This is a genomic window from Microbacterium meiriae (genome assembly GCF_040686935.1).
Taxonomy (GTDB): Bacteria; Actinomycetota; Actinomycetes; order Actinomycetales; family Microbacteriaceae; genus Microbacterium; species Microbacterium meiriae.
Genome location: NZ_JBFBMF010000005.1, coordinates 131918 through 147895 on the forward strand (window position 1 = coordinate 131918; position 15978 = coordinate 147895).

The following is a 15978-nucleotide window of genomic DNA, read 5'->3' on the forward strand; positions in this document are numbered from 1 at the left end:
CACCCCCGCCCGCCCCACTCCCGGAACAGGATCCCTCAGCCCGCATGACCTTCCCCGAGCCCTACGCCACCTGGTTCCCCGATGCCGCCTTCGACGGCAGCTACGGCCGGACCGAAGCCGACCTCCGTGCCGTGCTCCCGGTGCCCGCGCCGCCCGGGTTCGTCGACCGCTGGCGACGCTGGCGGCGGGAGGCCGCCGCGGTGGACGCGGACCCCGTCGTCCTCTCCACCTCCGAGGAGCAGGGCCGTCGGGTCTCCGTCGTCGAGCATGCCGGCGTCGACGGCGTGCGACTGCGCGCCTGGGTCGTCGAGCCCCTCCACGGCACGCCCCGCGCAGGCGTCGTGCACGGACACGGGTACGGCGGACGCGAAGCGGTCGACCTCGCCCGGGTGCCGGACGACGTCGCGGCGATCTATCCCGTGGCCCGCGGACTCGGCGTGCTGAACGCGGGAGTGGGTGCACCCGAGCCGACCCCGGAGCACGTGCTCGCGGGCATCGACGATCCGGAGCGCTACGTGCTCGGCCTCTGCGCGCGCGACCTGTGGCTGGCGGCCGACGTCCTCGTCTCGGTCGTCGGCGCGCTTCCTCTCTATTACGTCGGGGAGAGCTTCGGCGGCGGCATCGGCGCCCTCGCCCTGCCGTGGGACGACCGGTTCGTGGGGGCCACCCTGATCGTGCCGAGCTTCGGCCAGTACGACGAACGGCTGGCGGTGCCATGCCTGGGGAGCGGCGAGACCGTGCGTCAGCACGTGCAGCGCCACCCCGAGGCACGGGAGGCGCTGCGCTGGTTCGATTCCTCCACGAGCATCGGCTTCGCGGAGGTACCGGTCCGGGTGGAGGCGGCTCTCTGGGACCAGTACGTGCCGCCGCAGGGACAGTTCGCGGTCGCCGCGGGGGCCCGCGATCTCGAGCTGGCGGTGCTTCCGGCCGGCCATGCGGAGTATCCCGGGTGGGACGACGTGACGGCGGCCGCGATCCGCGACGGGCGCGCACATCTGGAGCGCGTGCTTGCCCGCTGAGACCGCCGCATGCGCGGCTCTTCGCGCGCGGGAGAGCACTGGACGCAACCTGTCATAACAGGTACAGTGAGCTTGTCATTACAGGTTGCGCGACGACGCAGCACCCGTTTCGAGGAGCATGGATGCCCGAGTACCAGACCCCGCCGATCTCCCCGATGGCGATCGCCTTCGACGCCGAGAAGCTCACCCTCTCCCCCGAAGGCCCCACCCTGACCCGGCGGATGTCCGACCTCGAGGGCCTGTTCCGCGATCACGACGCCTGGGCGGCTGCCGCCGCGGGCGAGGACCCGATCGTCTACACGGTCGTCAGCTCCCCTGTCCCCGAGATCGAGCGGGAGCTGCCGCAGTCGATCACCACGATCATGCCCGGCGACACGGGCGGCGAGCTCTGGATGACCAAGGGCCACCAGCACCCCGACCATCAGGGCGAGATCTACCTCGCGCTGCACGGCCGCGGCGGACTGCTCATGTTCGACGGCGAGCGCACCGAGTGGCTCGACATGCTCCCGGGCACCATCGGCTACATCCCGCCGGGCTGGGCGCACCGCTCCGTGAACACGGGCGATGAGCCGTACTCCTTCCTCGCCGTGTACCCCGGCGGCGCCGGCCACGACTACGGCTGGGTGCTGGAGCACGGCATGGGCTCGCGGGCGTTCCGCGCGGAGTCCGGCGTCGACCTGCGCCCCTACGCGGAATAGGCTCCGGCCATGATCATCGCCCACGACCTCGGCACCACCGGGAACAAGGCGTCCCTGCACCACGACGACGGTCGCCTGATCGCCGCGGTCACCGTGCCGTACCCGGCCCACTTCGCGGCCGGCGGCGTCGCCGAGCAGGACCCGGCCGACTGGTGGCACGCGGTCGTCACGGCGACCCGCGACCTCCTCGCGCGCACCGGCACCGCCGCCGCCGAGGTCGCGGGCCTCGTGGTCAGCGGACAGATGATGGGCGCCGTGCTGCTCGACGCCGACGGCGAGCCCGCGCGACCCGCGATCATCTGGGCGGACACCCGCGCCGGCGCCCAGCAGCGCGAGCTCGAGGCGGCGGTCGGCGCCGAGCGCGCCTACGGGATCCTCGGCCACCGCCTGAACCCCACCTACTCCCTCGAGAAGATCATGTGGGTACGCGACAACGAGCCCGAGGTGTGGCAGCGCGTGCGCCGGGTGTGCGTCGCCAAGGACTTCATCGTGCTGCGGCTGACCGGGCGGCTCGCCACGGACCGCTCGGACGCCTCGGGCACCAATGCGTACGACCAGGTCGCGGGCACGTGGTCGCCGGAGATCCTCGCGGCCGCGCGACTCGATCCCGCCCTCTTCCCCGAGATCCTGGAGTCGACGCAGATCGCGGGCCCGCTCACGCCCGCCGCGGCCGAGGCGCTCGGGCTGCACACCGGCGTCCAGGTCGTGATGGGCGGGGGCGACGGACCGCTCGCCGCGGTCGGCTCCGGCGTCGTGGCGCCGGAGGACGGCGCCTACGTGTGCCTCGGCACCTCCTCGTGGATCTCCTTCGCAGCGGACGCCCCGCTGCACGACCCCGCGATGCGCACCTTCACGTTCGACAATGTCGTGCCCGCGTCGTTCGTGCCGACCGCGACCATGCAGGCCGGCGGCGCCTCGGTGCAGTGGATCGCCGAAGCCCTCTCCGTCGACCCCGCGCACCCGGAGACGGGGCGCCTCGTCGCCGAGGCCGCGAGCGACATCGACACCGACGACCTCTACTTCCTCCCCTACCTGCTCGGCGAGCGCTCCCCGCTGTGGGACCCGGATGCGCGCGGGGCCTTCGTCGGTCTCGCCCGCCACCACGGGCGGGCCCACCTCGTGCGCGCGGTCCTGGAGGGGACGGCGTTCAACCTCCTCACCTGCATCCAGGCGTTCCGCGAGGCCGGCGCGACGATCGACCGCATCGACGCCGTCGGCGGCGGGGCGCAGAGCGACGTCTACCTCGCCGTCCTCGCCGACGTGTGGGGCGTGCCGGTGCGACGCCGCACGATCGTGGAGGAGGCGAACAGCCTCGGTGCCGCGGTCACGGGAGCCGTCGGTCTCGGCCTCACCGACTTCTCCGCCGCCCGAGCGCTCAGCGAGGTCACCGCCGAGTTCACGCCCGACCCCTACCGGCATGCGGTCTACGCCGAGCGCCACGCGCGTTTCACCGACGCCTACACGGCCCTCGCGCCGTGGTTCGCCGGAAGGCCGCACTGATGGGCGTCATCCTCGTCACGAGCCGCTCGTTCTCGGACGGCGACCTCGACCTGGTCGGGCGCGCCGCGCAGGCCGGACACCGTATCCTCCGCGGACCCGCGCATCACGACCTCGACGAGCTGCGCGTGCTGCTGCATGGCGCCGACGCCTGGATCGCCGGCACCGGACCGGTCACCGACGCGCACCTCGCCGCCGGCCCGAAGCTCAAGGTCGTGGCGCGCTACGGGGTCGGCATCGAGGCGGTGGACCTCGCGGCGGCACGCGAGCGCGGCATCCCGGTCACGAACACCCCCGGCGCGAACGCCGACGCGGTGGCCGACCACGCGGTCGGCCTCATGCTCGCCGCCCTGCGCACCATCCCGGACGGCGACCGCCGGGTGCGGACCGGTGACTGGACCGTGCGCCGCGGACGGGAGCTCGGCGCCGCGACGGTCGGCATCGTCGGCTTCGGGCGGATCGGCCAGGGGGTCGCGCGGCGACTGGGCGGATTCGGTCCGCGGCTGCTCGCCTCCGACCCGTTCCTGCCCGCCGACCTCGTGCGGGACCGCGGCGCCGAGCCCGTCGACCTCGACGACCTGTTCCGCACCGCCGATGTGATCACCCTGCACGCCCCCGGCGGGCAGCAGCTCGTCGACGCCGACCGCCTCTCCGGGATGCGACCGGGGACCGTGCTCGTCAACACCGCCCGCGGCGACCTCGTGGACGAGCAGGCCGTGGCCGACGCGCTCCGCGACGGCATCCTCGCCGGGTACGCGGCCGACACGCTCGACGGCGACACCGCCGCGCACGACAGCCCCCTGCTCGCCGCGGACCTCGCCGACCGTGTCATCGTCACCCCGCACCTCGGCGCCCAGACCACCCAGGCCGTCGACAACATGGGGGCGCTGTCCCTCGACGACGTGATCGCGGTCCTCCGCGGCGCCGACCCCGCCCACCTCGTCCCCGTCCCCGCGTCCGCCCCCGAGGAGAACCGATGACCACCGCCGCGACGTCCGCCCCCGCCACCGCCGACTACATGGGCTTCGTCGGCGTCACCACCGCCTCGTCGTCGATCATGAAGGTGTTCCCGCTGTGGGCCGACATCCTCGGCCTCCCCACCCGGACCCTCGTCGGCCACGACCTGCCGATGGATGCCGACCCCGCCCAGTACCGCGCGATGGTCGAGCAGATCCGCGACGACCCGCACCACCGCGGCGCGCTGGTCACCACGCACAAGATGAACGTGTACGCGGCGGCGTCCGACCTGTTCGACGAGCTCGACCCGTTCGCCGTGTCCTGCGCCGAGATCTCGAGCATCGCCAAGCGCGGGTCCACGCTGTCCGGCCGCGCGAAGGACCCGATCACGGTCGACCTGGCGCTGCGTGACTTCCTCCCCGCCGAGCACTTCGCGCGCACCGGGGCCGAGGTCGTCATCCTGGGTGCGGGCGGATCGGGCACCGCGCTGAGCTGGGCCCTCGCCGAGCGGGACGACGCCCCCGGGCTCATCACCGTCACCGCGCGCACCCAGGACAAGCTCGACCACCTCCGCGAAGTGCACCGCCAGCACGGCACCCCCGAGGGACTGCTCCGCTACGTCGTCACCGAGACGCCGGAGGAGGCCGACGCTCTGGTCACGGCCGCCCCTGCGGCATCGGTCATCGCGAACGCCACCGGGCTCGGCAAGGACCGCCCCGGATCGCCCCTGACCGACGCCGTCGTCTTCCCCCAGGGCGCGTACGTGTGGGAGTTCAACTACCGCGGCTCGCTGGAGTTCCTGCACCAGGCCGAGGCGCAGGAGGACGATCGCGCGCTGCACGTGGTCGACGGGTGGCGGTACTTCATCCACGGCTGGTCGCAGGTCGTGGCGGACGTGTTCGACCTCGACCTCACGCCCGAGACCGTCGAGCGCCTCGCGGAGGCTGCGGAGTCGGTGCGCTGATGCCCGCCGTGCGGACCGTCCTCGGCGACATCGACCCGTCGCAGCTCGGGCGCGTGGACTACCACGAGCACCTGTTCCAGGTGTCGCCGCTGCTGGTCGGGGACGAGCTCGACGACGAGGCCGCGTCCGGCGAGGAGGCCGGCCTCCTGCGGGCGAGCGGCTTCGAGGCCATGGTCGACGCCACGCCGTTCGGCCTGGGCCGCGACCCCGCCGCTGTCGCCCGCATCAGCGCCGCGACCGGGCTGCATGTCGTCGCGACGACCGGTCGACACCGTGAGGCCCACTACGGCCCCGACCACCCGATTCAGGTGTGGGGCGCCGACCGCCTGGCCGCCCTGTTCGTGTCCGACCTCACGCGCGGGATGCCGGCGGATGACGCCGCGGTGTTCGAGACGCCCGACGTGCCCCTCGCCGCGGGCCCTGGGGGGGAGCCCGTGCGCGCCGGGATGCTGAAGGGCGGCGCCGACTACTGGCGCATCAGCCCGTTCGAGCGGACGACACTGGTCGCCATCGCCCGGGCGCACCGGGAGACGGGAGCGCCCGTCATGGTGCATCTGGAGTTCGGCACCGCGGCCCACGAGGTGCTCGACCTCCTGGAGGCCGAGGGGGTGGCAGCGGATCGCGTCGTCCTGGCCCACGCCGACCGTGACCCCGACCCCGGTCTGCACGTCTCGCTCGCCGAGCGCGGTGCCCACCTCGGCTACGACGGCTTCGCCAGGCCGCGCACCCGGTCCGACGCGGAGCTGCTGGCGCTCACGGTCGCCGTGGTCGAGCGCGGGGCCGGCGACCGGATCCTGCTCGGGGGCGACGTCGCCCGTCGCACCCGGTACATCGCCTACGGCGGCATGCCGGGTCTCGCCTACCTCGGCGACCGCTACCTCCCGCGACTCCGCGAAGCCGTCGGCGATGACGCGGTGCACCGGATGCTCGTCACGACGCCGGCGCGCTTCCTGACCCTCCGCCCCTGACCACCCGAACCCGAGGAGTCGTCATGCCCGAACCCACCGTCCTCCACGCCGTCTTCACCGCGCAGCCCGGGGCCGCCGACCGCGTCGCGGCACTGCTGCGGGACTTCGCCGAGGTCGTCCGCGCCGAGGAGGGCAACATCGTCTTCGAGGCCCACCGCCTCGTCGACGACCCCGACCGCTTCTTCGTCTACGAGGTCTACCGCGACGAGGACGCCTTCCAGGCCCACCTCCACGCGCCCGCCGGCGCCCCCTTCAACGCCGCGCTCCAGGAACTCATCGTCGAGCCCACCTCGATCCTCACGTTCCTCCGCCCCCTCTGACCCCCCTGACCCCCCTCCGTCTCCGTCTCCCCTCTCCGTCTCCCTGTTTCACCTGCACGACCTCGCCACGCCCGCACGCCCATTCCGGCCTCCCCGTCGTGCCCCTGTCCTCCCGTCGTGCATCCGTCTTCGTCGTGCCCCGTCCCCCGGCTGACCGTCCCCCGTGCGGCACAGCTCCGCTCGGCCCTCCGGTTTCACCTGCACGCCCCTGTCACGACGGCACGACCGAACCGCTCGCCCGGTCACACATCGGTCCCCGCGTCGTGCATCCGCACCTTGGGCTCACCGTCCCCGGCCGAACGACTCCACTCGGCCATCCGGTTTCACCTGCACACCCCTGTCACGACGGCACGACCGAACCGCCCACCCGGTCACACATCGGTCCCCGCGTCGTGCATCCGTCCCACCCTCGGTCCCACCCTCGGTCCCGCCCTCGGTCCCATCCCCAGACCAGACCAGACCCCAGACCAGACCCCAGACCCCAGACCCAGACCCAGACCCAGACCCAGACCGACCCGACCCGACCCCGGACCCTGTTCATCTGCACGATCCCGAGACGGGTGCACGAGGAAACCGGGGGTCCGATCGTGCATCCGCCCCGGGGTCGTGCAATCGGACCGCCGATCGCCCACGGACCCACGGACCACGGACCCACGGCCCACGGATCACGGATCACGGACCCGGAACACCACTGAACACGACGAAGCCCCCCGCCCGAAGGCGAGGGGCTCCGTCGTGCGGGTCACTCGTAGAGGACCGCGGCGATCTTGTCGTCGTCGATGTTGTTCTTGTCGTACCAGTAGGAACCGGTGTCGTAGAACTCCTCGACGTCGTCGCCGTTGGCCGCGTCGTAGGCCGCCTGCACGACCTGGGCGCCGATGCCGATCGGGTCCTGCGTGATGGCGCCGGCCATCGTGCCGTCCTTGATGGCGTTGATCTGGGCTGCACCGGAGTCGAAGCCGACGATGGTGATCTTGCCCTTCTCCAGGCCGAGCTCGTTCACGGCGTTCACGACGCCGATGGCCGAGCCCTCGTTGGTGCCGTAGATGCCCTTGAGGTCGGGGTGCGCCGCGATGAGAGTCTTGGCGATGTCGGCCGACTTCAGGTGGTCGCCGTCACCGTACTGGATGTCGACGATCTCGATGTCGGGGTAGTCCGCCTCGATCTTCTCGACGAAGCCGTCGCGACGCTCGACACCCGTCGAGTTGATCTGCGAGTGACCGACGATGGCGACCTCGCCCTCGCCGCCGATCAGCTCGGCCATGTGCTCGGCCGCCAGCGCGCCGGCGACCTTGCTGTCCGTCGCGGAGAGGCTGAGTCCGACGTCGCCGTTGCACGGGGCGTCGAAGTAGACGACGGGGATGTCCTTCGACTTCGCCTGCTCGAGCGGGGCGACGCACGCCTCGGGGTCGAGGGCGGCGTAGGCGATGGCGTCCGGGTTCTTGTCGATCGCGGCGGTCAGCATCTCGAGCTGCTGCGCGATCTCGGTCTCGGCGGCCGGGCCCTCGAAGGTGATCTTGACGCCCAGCTCCTGGGCCTTCTCCTCCGCGCCCTTCTTGACGGCCTGCCAGAACTGGTGCTGGAAGCCCTTCGAGACCATGGCGATGTACATCTCGCCGTCGCTGCTGCCGGTGTCGCCGCCCGAGCCCTCTTCGATCACGTCGCCGCCGCCGGCACAGCCGGCGAACACGAGCGCGGATGCGGCCACGAGTGCCGCGAATGCGGTCTTCTTGCCGAATTTCATGGAAACTCCGTTGTTCTGTGTGGGTGCCGGCCAGGACCGGCGGGTGGACATTCGTGGTGCCTGTGCGGAGGGTTCCGCGGGATCCGGCCGGAGCCGGGGACGGCGGCGGGCACGGGTTTCGCCGCCGCCGTGTCTCAGGTGCGCTGGCGGTTGCGCAGCGAGTCGAGGAAGACGGCCAGCAGGACGACGACGCCGACGACGATGTTCTGCCACTCCGGCTGGATCGACATGATCCGGAGGCCGTTGACGAGGACGCTCATGATGAGCGCACCGATCACGGTGCCGAGGATCGAGCCGCGGCCGCCGAGCAGCGAGGTGCCGCCGATGATCACGGCCGCGATGGCCTGCAGCTCGTAGCCGGTGCCGATCTGCGGCTGGGCCGAGTCGAGGCGGGCGGCGATCACGATGCCCGCGATGCCGGTGAAGGCGCCGGCGAACATGTAGATGAGGATCGTCCAGCGGCGCGTGTTGACGCCGGAGAGGCGCGTGGCCTCCTCGTTCGATCCGATCGCGAACGTGTACCGGCCGAGGAGTGTCTTCGACAGCACGAGCCAGGCGACGATCGCGAGGGCCGCGGTGATGAGCACCGCGTTCGGGATGCCGGGGATGAGCACGCCGAGCGCGATCTTCTTGAAGTCGGGAGCCGAGGTGGAGAAGTAGATCGGCGCGACGTTCGAGATGACGAGGGCGAGGCCGCCGGCGATCATCATCATGGCCAGCGTCGCGATGAACGGAGGCAGCCGCAGGAAGGTGATGTTCACGCCGTTGACCAGCCCCATGAGCACACCGGTCGCGATGCCGCCGAGCACACCCACCCACACGGGCAGGCCCAGGTTGGTGATGAGCACACCCGTCATCACGGCGCAGAGCGCCATGCCGGTGCCGATCGACAGATCGATGCCGCCGGTGATGATGACGAACGTCGTGCCGAGGGCGAGGATGCCGATGACCGCGGTGGACAGCAGCACCGTGGCGATGTTGCTGAAGGTGAAGAAGTTCGGGCTGGCGATCGAGAAGAAGATGACCAGGACGATCAGGGTGCCGAACGCGAGCGACTGCTGGAACTGCCGCTTGAGGAACCCGGCGACGTCGCGCTTGTCGGTGTCCTCGTTGACGGCCGTCTGGATGATCGTCGTCGTCGACGATCCGGACTGCTGTGGGGTGCTCATCAGTCTTCCTCCCCGTGGGCTGCGAGTTGCATGATCTTCTCCTGGCTGGCTTCCTCGTTGCGGAGCGTCCCGGTGATGCGGCCGTTCGCGAACACGGCGATGCGGTTCGCGACCCGGAGGATCTCGGGGAGCTCCGACGAGATGACGATGATGGACTTGCCCGCGTCGGCGAGCTGCTGCATGAGGCGGTAGATCTCCTCCTTCGCACCGACGTCGATGCCTCGCGTCGGCTCGTCGAAGATGAGGATGTCGCAGTCGCGCATCAGCCACCGGGCGATGACGACCTTCTGCTGATTCCCTCCGGAGAGGAGCTTGACGACCTGGTTGACCGAGGGGGTCTTCACCCGCAGCTGCTGGACGTATTCCTTGGTGCTGTTCTTCGCCTTGCTGTCGCCCATCCAGCCGATGCCGTTGGCGTAGGAGCCGAGTGACGCGAGCACGGTGTTGAAGGTCACGTCCTGCTCGAGCATGAGGCCGAGCAGCTTGCGATCCTCGGAGAGGTAGCCGACGCCGTGCTTGACCGCGTCCGCGGGCTGCGCGATGCGGACGGTGCGCCCGCCGATCGTGATCGTGCCGCCGTCACGGTGGTCGGCGCCGATGACGGCACGGGCGGTCTCGGTGCGGCCGGCGCCCATGAGGCCGGCGAATCCGAGGATCTCGCCCTTGTGCAGCTGGAACGACACGTCCTTGAGGAGCTTCCGCGTGGAGAGCCCCTGCACGTCGAGCACGATGGGGTCGTTGAGATGCTCCCGCGCCTGCGGACGCGTGCCCTCGTCGATCACGCGGCCGACCATCATCTCGATGATCGTCGGAATCGTGATCTCGGACTTGTCGAGTGATCCGATGTATGTGCCGTCGCGGAGCACGGTCACGCGGTCGGCGAGGCGGCGCAGCTCGTCCATGCGGTGCGAGATGTAGACGATGCCGGTGCCGCGCGCCTTGAGCTGCTCGATGAGGACGAAGAGGGTCTCGACCTCGCTGTCGGTGAGGGCCGACGTCGGCTCGTCCATGATGAGGACCTTGGCGTTGAAGGACAGCGCCTTGGCGATCTCGACCATCTGCTGCTCGGCCACCGTCAGCTCTCCCACGCGCTGGCGCGGGTCGAGGTGGATGTCGAGGCGCTGCAGCAGCTCGGCCGTCTGCCGGTTGAGCTTCCGCTCCGACAGGAACGGGCCCGTGGTGGGCTCGCGGCCGACATAGATGTTCTGCGCGACCGTGAGGTCGGGCATCAGGTTGAGCTCCTGGTGGATGATCGTGATCCCCAGCTCCTGCGCCTGCAGCGGGCTGGTGAGCTCGACCTCCTGCCCCTCGAACGTGATCGTGCCCTCGTCCTTGGTGTAGATCCCGGAGAGGATCTTCATCAGGGTGGACTTGCCGGCACCGTTCTCACCCACGAGCACGAGCACCTCGCCGGCGCGCACCTCGAGATGCACGTCCTTCAGCGCCTGGACACCGGGGAATCCCTTGCTGATCCCCTCGACCCTCAGGATGGGTCCACTCATGCGCTCACCTGCTTCCTTGAAGGTTCTGTCGCGATTGCGGCGGACCGTTCCGCCGTAAACATCGGATCAATTCTGCGACCTGCACCCGGGTCAGTGCAAGTTGTATCTAAATGTATCTAACGATCGGCGGCGAGGGAAGACCTGTAATAACATCTTGATCTCGAACCGCCGGCCGGCCTCAATGGAGGCGGATCGAGTCGACGGCGACGAGCTTGTCGCGGATGTAGGCGTTCGCGTGGGCACCCAGCTCGTCGTTGTCCGTCCAGAGGTTGCGCCAGATGCCGAGCATGCGGCTGAGGTCAGGCGCGACCACGGCCGAGGAGAACGACTCGAACACGATGGGGCCGTCGTAGCCGATGCGTCCGAGCGCCTTGAAGAACGTGTCGAAGTCGACCGTCCCGGTGCCGAGATAGCCGCGGTGGCTCTCGCCGATGTGTACATACCGCAGGGCCGGGGCCACATCGAGCACCGGCGCGAACATATCCGACTCCTCGATGTTCATGTGGTAGGTGTCCAGGTGGATGCCGAGGTTCGGACGGTCGACCTCAGCGAGGTACGCCAGCGCCTGCCGCGCGGTGTTCAGCACGTTGGTCTCGTAGCGGTTGACGACCTCGAGCGAGACGGAGACTCCCCGCTCGGCGGCGTGGTCGGCCACTCGCGCGATGGTGCGACGGCTCGAGGCGAGACCCTCGGGCGTGACCGGATCCATGTACTTCTTCATGGCGCTGTAGATCACACCGCAGAAGTGCGTGCCCCCGAGCTCGGCGAGCACGTCGACCGCGCGGAGCAGGAGCGCCTCGCCCGCGGCCACCACGGCGGGGTCACCGCTGGTGATGTCAGTCTCGTCGGAGAGCCCGAGCGAGGCGCTGACCGCGAGTCCGTGCTCCGCGAGGGCGGCCTTCGCGGCGGCGACGTCGAACGAGAACGGATCCATCAGCGGGAACTCGATGAGGTCGAAGCCCGCCTGCTTCGTCTTCTCGACCGCGAGCCGGATGCCGTCCGCGTCGAAGGTCCCCGTCCAGACGAGTCCGTGGCAGCCGATGTTCATGAGCGCTCCTCCGGCGGGTGTCCGGCACCGTCGCCGCGCGGACTTGGCACGTTACAAGTCCGGTGTGCGAGTCACGCTACGTCGCCGTCGACCGGGGTGTCAAGAACTTTCTTGGCACGTTACAAGTCCTCCGCTAGCCTGGGCCTCATCCGGCCGCACACCGACGGCCCCACCGCCGAAGGAGGCCCATGTCCGCGAGCGTGAAGGACGTCGCGGCTCTCGCGGGGGTCTCGGCATCGACCGTGTCGAACTACCTCAATCACCCGCACGTCCTCGGCGCCGCCAGCCGCGAGCGCGTGCGCGCCGCGATCGCCGAGCTCGGCTTCGTGCCGAACGAGTCGGCTCGCCAGCTCCGTGCGGGATCGAGCAAGGCCCTCGCCCTCATCCTCCTCGACGCCTGGCTGCCGTACTTCAACGACCTCTCCCGCGGCGTCGACGACGTGGCCCGCGAGGGCGGCTGGTCGCTCTTCTTCAGCGACAGCGCCCGCGACGTCGCCCGCGAGGAGCAGAACATCGACATGTTCGAGGCCCACCGGGTGCAGGGCATCGTGATCTATCCGCGCGGAGATGTCGTGCCGCGGCTGGAGCAGCTCGCGACCCGCGGGATCCGCTCGGTGGTCGTCGGCCCCATCCGGGATTCGCCCTCCGTGGCCGCGGTCACCTTCGACGACCGCGGCGGAGGACGACTGGCCGGCGAGCACCTTCTGTCCCTCGGCCGACGCCGCATCCTGTTCCTCGGAGCACCGGCGGTCAGCCAGTCGAATGACCGCCTCGCCGGCCTGCGCGATGCGGTCGCGGGCACCGACGCCCGCGTCTCCGTCCTCGACGTCGAGCATCTGGCGACCGAGGACGGCCTCCGCGCCGGGGCACGCCTCGTCGAGCTCCCGGCGGACGAGCGCCCGGACGCGGTCTTCGCCGCGAACGACGGGGTGGCCCTCGGTGTGCTGACGCAGCTGCTCCGCCACGGCATCCGGGTGCCGGAGGAGATCGCCCTCGTCGGCTTCGACGACGTGGCCGCCGCACACCAGGGCGTGGTGCCGCTGACGAGCGTTCGGCAGCCCGGCTACGAGATCGGCCGCGCCGCCGGGGCCGCGCTGCTGCAGCTCCTCGCCGATCCGACCGCTCCCCCGCCGGCGCCGACGCCGTTCCCGGCCGAACTCATCGTGCGGGAGTCCACCGTCGGGCGGTGAACCCGGCGTTCACAACTCAGGAGAAGAGCGCGGCTCCGCGTCGAAACGGCCCGTCCAGCCGCTTTCGCCGAAGCAGCTCCTGAGTTGTGAACGGAGTCAGGCCGAGGGGTGGCCGACCACGCCCTTCCGGAGCAGTGCGTTGCCGTACTTCCGCGTCTCCCCCGTGCGCACCATCAGGTACGCCTCCTTCGCGACCTCGTAGTACGCGAAGCGGTCGACGAAGCGCGTGGTGTCGAGCTCCGTACCCGCCGCGGCCATGAGCTCGCGTTGCACATCCAGCACCTCGCCGTCGGCCGAGGTCATCAGGTCGATGCCGGGCGCGTCGTCGAGTGGCAGCACGCTGCGGATCGCGGCCACGACCTCCGGCGTCGTGGTCCCGGGAAGGTCGACCACCCGTGCGCCCAGTCCCCACGCCGGGAAGTGCGCGTCGGCGACGACCACGGCATCGGAGTGCCCCATCCGGTCGAGATGCAGCAGCAGCTCCCCGGTCAGCAGCGGGTGGATTCCTTCGAGCACGGCGGCTCCTCTCGATCGGGGGGGGTCAGGACGCGGAGATCAGACCCTCGGCCGCAAGGTTCTCCCACAGCGCCGACGGGATCTCCAGGGCAGCGTACTCGGCGTTCTGCCGGAGCTGGGCCGGACGACTGCCACCGACCACGACCGAACGGACGACGTCGGACTGCAGCGGGAACCGGATCGCCGCGGCCGGCAGGGGCACATCGTGGTCGGCGCACACCGCGGCGATGCGCACCAGGCGTTCCCACAGCTCGTCGGGGAGCTGCCCGTACTCGTAGCGGCCGTCCCGTCGCGGCTCGTTCGAGGCGAGGAGGCCGGAGTTGAACACGGACGCCGCGACGATCCCGGTGCCGGTCTCGCGGCACGCGGGCAGCACGTCGACCGCGGCGGGCTGCTCCAGCAGCGTGTACCGACCGGCCACCATCACGAGGTCGAGGTCGGCGGAACGCACCGACGCCGCGAGGGCGTCCGACACCATCGAGCCGATGCCGATCGCGGTCACCTCACCGTCCGCGCGCAGCTGCTCCAGGGCGGGAAGGGCCTCGGCGAGCGCGAGGTCGAGGTCGTGCCGCTCCGGGTCGTGCAGGTAGAGGAGGTCGATGCGCTCGATGCCCAGGCGCTCGCGCGACTCCTCCAGGCTCGTCCGGATGCCGTCCGCCGAGAAGTCCCACACGCGCTGGAGGTCGTCCGGCACGTGGAAGTCGTTGGCGGTGTCGAGGCCGCCGGCGTGGTCCGGGTTCGGGCGCAGCAGACGGCCGACCTTGGTCGAGAGCACGTACTCGTCGCGCGGCTTGGTCTGCAGGAAGGCTCCGAGGCGACGCTCGGACAGCCCGAGGCCGTAGTGCGGAGCGGTGTCGTAGAAGCGGATACCGCTCTCCCACGCCGCGTCCAGCACCGCCCACGCGTCGTCGTCGGACAGCTCGCGGAAGAGGTTGCCGACGTTCGCGGCACCGTAGCCGAGCGTGGGGACCTGCAGACGATCGGACACGCCGCTCAGATCAGGCGTGGACATGCGCACCCGTCCAGGTGTACTCCGCGATGCTGTCGGCCTTCATCTCCATGCCCGTACCCGGCGCGGTCGGAGCCATGTAGGAGCCGCCCTGGATGTCGGTCGGCACGACGAAGTGCTCGTGCAGGTGGTCGACGAACTCGATCAGGCGGCCTTCGCGAGTGCCGGAGACGGCGACGAAGTCGAACATCGACAGGTGCTGCACGGCCTCGCACAGCCCCACGCCGCCGGCATGCGGACACACCGGCACGTCGAACTTCGCCGCGAGCAGCAGGTTGGCGATGTTCTCGTTCACTCCCGCGACGCGGACGGCGTCGATCTGCATGACCGAGATCGCGTCGGCCTGCAGGAGCTGCTTGAAGATCATCCGGTTCTGCGCGTGCTCACCGGTGGCGACACGGATGGGCGCGACGCCGCGGGCGATCTCCGCGTGCCCGAGGATGTCGTCGGGGCTGGTGGGCTCCTCGATCCAGGCGGGGTGGAACTCGGCGAGCGCGTTCACCCACTCGATCGCCTCGGAGACCTCCCAGCGCTGGTTCGCGTCGATCGCGATGGGGAAGTCCGGGCCGCACACCTCCCGGGCCTTCCGGAAGCGGCGGATGTCGTCGTCGAGGTCGGCGCCGACCTTGAGCTTGATCTGCGTGAACCCGTCGGCCATGGCCTCGCGGGCGAGGCGCTCGAGCTTCTCGTCGGAGTAGCCGAGCCAGCCGGGGCTGGTCGTGTAGCCGGGGTAGCCGGTGGCGAGGAGCTGCTGCTCGCGCTCAGCCCGCCCGGGCTCCGCCGTGCGCAGGATCTCCAGCGCCTCCTCGCGGGTGAGGGCGTTGGTGAGGTAGCGGAAGTCGACGAGGTCGACGAGCTCTTCCGGGGTCATCCGGGCGAGCAGCTGCCAGAGCGGCAGGCCCGCGCGCTTGGCCTTGATGTCCCACAGCGCGTTGATGACCGCGCCGATGGCCATGTGCATGACGCCCTTCTCCGGCCCCAGCCAGCGGAGCTGCGAGTCGCCGACGATCTCGCGGAACGTGCCGCCCATGTCATCGAGCAGCGGTTCGATCTCCCGCCCGACGAGGTGTCCGGCGAGCGCGTCGATGGCCGCGACCTGCACGTCGTTGCCGCGGCCGATCGTGAAGACGAAGGCGTGCCCCTCGATGCCGTCGGCGGCGTCCGTGCGGACGATGACGTACGCGGCGGAGTAGTCGGGGTCCGGGTTCATCGCGTCGGAGCCGTCGAGGCTCAGCGACGTGGGGAAGCGGATGTCGGTGGTGTCGAGGGCGACGATACGGCTCACGGGGTTCCTCTCCATGCGCGGGTCGTTCTTCCGCGCGGATCTCTTGGAGTGTAAACATCCGATGTCTATACTGTCAACGAGACCGGCCGCTG

Annotated in this window: 15 protein-coding genes; 8 read left to right on the forward strand and 7 right to left on the reverse strand. The window is 70.5% G+C overall.

Going from position 1 to position 15978, the window contains the following annotated elements; all coding sequences use genetic code 11:
- Window positions 1–44 precede the first annotated feature (44 nt).
- From AB0P08_RS16050 to AB0P08_RS16080, 7 genes are all read left to right on the forward strand, one after another.
- Window positions 45–1019: an acetylxylan esterase gene (locus tag AB0P08_RS16050; RefSeq protein ID WP_363590516.1), complete on the forward strand. Its 975-nt coding sequence runs from the start codon at window positions 45–47 to the stop codon at window positions 1017–1019.
- Between the two features lie 122 nt (window positions 1020–1141).
- Window positions 1142–1717, forward strand: a complete 576-nt coding sequence (locus AB0P08_RS16055; RefSeq protein WP_025105385.1) for a glucose-6-phosphate isomerase family protein — start codon at window positions 1142–1144, stop codon at window positions 1715–1717.
- Window positions 1718–1726: 9 nt separating this feature from the next.
- Window positions 1727–3217, forward strand: coding sequence for a xylulokinase (gene xylB, locus AB0P08_RS16060; protein ID WP_363590517.1), 1491 nt, complete (start codon window positions 1727–1729; stop codon window positions 3215–3217).
- On the forward strand, window positions 3217–4194 hold the full coding sequence (locus tag AB0P08_RS16065; protein WP_363590518.1) for a phosphoglycerate dehydrogenase: 978 nt from the start codon (window positions 3217–3219) through the stop codon (window positions 4192–4194). The genes xylB and AB0P08_RS16065 overlap by 1 nt, the downstream gene beginning before the upstream one ends.
- Window positions 4191–5135 carry a shikimate dehydrogenase family protein gene (locus tag AB0P08_RS16070; protein ID WP_363590519.1) on the forward strand — a complete coding sequence of 315 codons (945 nt, stop codon included), beginning with the start codon at window positions 4191–4193 and terminating at the stop codon, window positions 5133–5135. The genes AB0P08_RS16065 and AB0P08_RS16070 overlap by 4 nt, the downstream gene beginning before the upstream one ends.
- A complete protein-coding gene (locus AB0P08_RS16075) occupies window positions 5135–6103 on the forward strand; it encodes a phosphotriesterase family protein (protein ID WP_363590520.1) in 969 nt (322 codons plus the stop codon). The genes AB0P08_RS16070 and AB0P08_RS16075 overlap by 1 nt, the downstream gene beginning before the upstream one ends.
- 23 nt (window positions 6104–6126) lie before the next feature.
- Window positions 6127–6423 carry a putative quinol monooxygenase gene (locus AB0P08_RS16080; RefSeq protein ID WP_363590521.1) on the forward strand — a complete coding sequence of 99 codons (297 nt, stop codon included), beginning with the start codon at window positions 6127–6129 and terminating at the stop codon, window positions 6421–6423.
- A 742-nt stretch (window positions 6424–7165) separates the two neighbouring features.
- On the opposite strand, the gene AB0P08_RS16085 is transcribed toward AB0P08_RS16080, so the two are convergent.
- From AB0P08_RS16085 to AB0P08_RS16100, 4 genes are all read right to left on the reverse strand, one after another.
- Window positions 7166–8167 carry an ABC transporter substrate-binding protein gene (locus tag AB0P08_RS16085; RefSeq protein WP_071329175.1) on the reverse strand — a complete coding sequence of 334 codons (1002 nt, stop codon included), beginning with the start codon at window positions 8165–8167 and terminating at the stop codon, window positions 7166–7168.
- 134 nt (window positions 8168–8301) lie between these two features.
- A complete protein-coding gene (locus AB0P08_RS16090) occupies window positions 8302–9336 on the reverse strand; it encodes an ABC transporter permease (RefSeq protein ID WP_025105378.1) in 1035 nt (344 codons plus the stop codon).
- Entirely contained in the window at window positions 9336–10838 is a 1503-nt protein-coding gene (locus tag AB0P08_RS16095; protein WP_363590522.1) for a sugar ABC transporter ATP-binding protein, read from the reverse strand. Before AB0P08_RS16095 ends, AB0P08_RS16090 begins: the two co-directional genes overlap by 1 nt.
- A gap of 178 nt (window positions 10839–11016) precedes the next feature.
- Entirely contained in the window at window positions 11017–11886 is an 870-nt protein-coding gene (locus tag AB0P08_RS16100; RefSeq protein ID WP_363590523.1) for a sugar phosphate isomerase/epimerase family protein, read from the reverse strand.
- 188 nt (window positions 11887–12074) lie between these two features.
- On the opposite strand from AB0P08_RS16100, the gene AB0P08_RS16105 reads away from it, so the two are divergent.
- Window positions 12075–13076: a LacI family DNA-binding transcriptional regulator gene (locus tag AB0P08_RS16105; RefSeq protein ID WP_363590524.1), complete on the forward strand. Its 1002-nt coding sequence runs from the start codon at window positions 12075–12077 to the stop codon at window positions 13074–13076.
- A 96-nt stretch (window positions 13077–13172) separates the two neighbouring features.
- On the opposite strand, the gene AB0P08_RS16110 is transcribed toward AB0P08_RS16105, so the two are convergent.
- The 3 genes from AB0P08_RS16110 to AB0P08_RS16120 are packed head-to-tail and all read right to left on the reverse strand — an operon-like array spanning window position 13173 to window position 15886.
- Window positions 13173–13592: an RbsD/FucU family protein gene (locus AB0P08_RS16110; protein ID WP_363590525.1), complete on the reverse strand. Its 420-nt coding sequence runs from the start codon at window positions 13590–13592 to the stop codon at window positions 13173–13175.
- Window positions 13593–13617: 25 nt separating this feature from the next.
- A complete protein-coding gene (locus tag AB0P08_RS16115; protein WP_363590526.1) occupies window positions 13618–14604 on the reverse strand; it encodes an aldo/keto reductase in 987 nt (328 codons plus the stop codon).
- The gene (locus AB0P08_RS16120) at window positions 14591–15886 is read right to left on the reverse strand and encodes an L-fuconate dehydratase (RefSeq protein WP_363590527.1); all 1296 of its coding nucleotides are present in this window, start codon (window positions 15884–15886) and stop codon (window positions 14591–14593) included. The genes AB0P08_RS16115 and AB0P08_RS16120 overlap by 14 nt, the downstream gene beginning before the upstream one ends.
- Between the last annotated feature and the right edge of the window lie 92 nt (window positions 15887–15978).

Coding starts and splice junctions, on each gene's coding strand:
- AB0P08_RS16050 (WP_363590516.1), top strand. CDS start 45: ATGACCTTCCCCGAGCCCTACGCCACCTGGTTCCCCGATGCCGCCTTC.
- AB0P08_RS16055 (WP_025105385.1), top strand. CDS start 1,142: ATGCCCGAGTACCAGACCCCGCCGATCTCCCCGATGGCGATCGCCTTC.
- xylB (WP_363590517.1), top strand. CDS start 1,727: ATGATCATCGCCCACGACCTCGGCACCACCGGGAACAAGGCGTCCCTG.
- AB0P08_RS16065 (WP_363590518.1), top strand. CDS start 3,217: ATGGGCGTCATCCTCGTCACGAGCCGCTCGTTCTCGGACGGCGACCTC.
- AB0P08_RS16070 (WP_363590519.1), top strand. CDS start 4,191: ATGACCACCGCCGCGACGTCCGCCCCCGCCACCGCCGACTACATGGGC.
- AB0P08_RS16075 (WP_363590520.1), top strand. CDS start 5,135: ATGCCCGCCGTGCGGACCGTCCTCGGCGACATCGACCCGTCGCAGCTC.
- AB0P08_RS16080 (WP_363590521.1), top strand. CDS start 6,127: ATGCCCGAACCCACCGTCCTCCACGCCGTCTTCACCGCGCAGCCCGGG.
- AB0P08_RS16085 (WP_071329175.1), bottom strand. CDS start 8,167: ATGAAATTCGGCAAGAAGACCGCATTCGCGGCACTCGTGGCCGCATCC.
- AB0P08_RS16090 (WP_025105378.1), bottom strand. CDS start 9,336: ATGAGCACCCCACAGCAGTCCGGATCGTCGACGACGACGATCATCCAG.
- AB0P08_RS16095 (WP_363590522.1), bottom strand. CDS start 10,838: ATGAGTGGACCCATCCTGAGGGTCGAGGGGATCAGCAAGGGATTCCCC.
- AB0P08_RS16100 (WP_363590523.1), bottom strand. CDS start 11,886: ATGAACATCGGCTGCCACGGACTCGTCTGGACGGGGACCTTCGACGCG.
- AB0P08_RS16105 (WP_363590524.1), top strand. CDS start 12,075: ATGTCCGCGAGCGTGAAGGACGTCGCGGCTCTCGCGGGGGTCTCGGCA.
- AB0P08_RS16115 (WP_363590526.1), bottom strand. CDS start 14,604: ATGTCCACGCCTGATCTGAGCGGCGTGTCCGATCGTCTGCAGGTCCCC.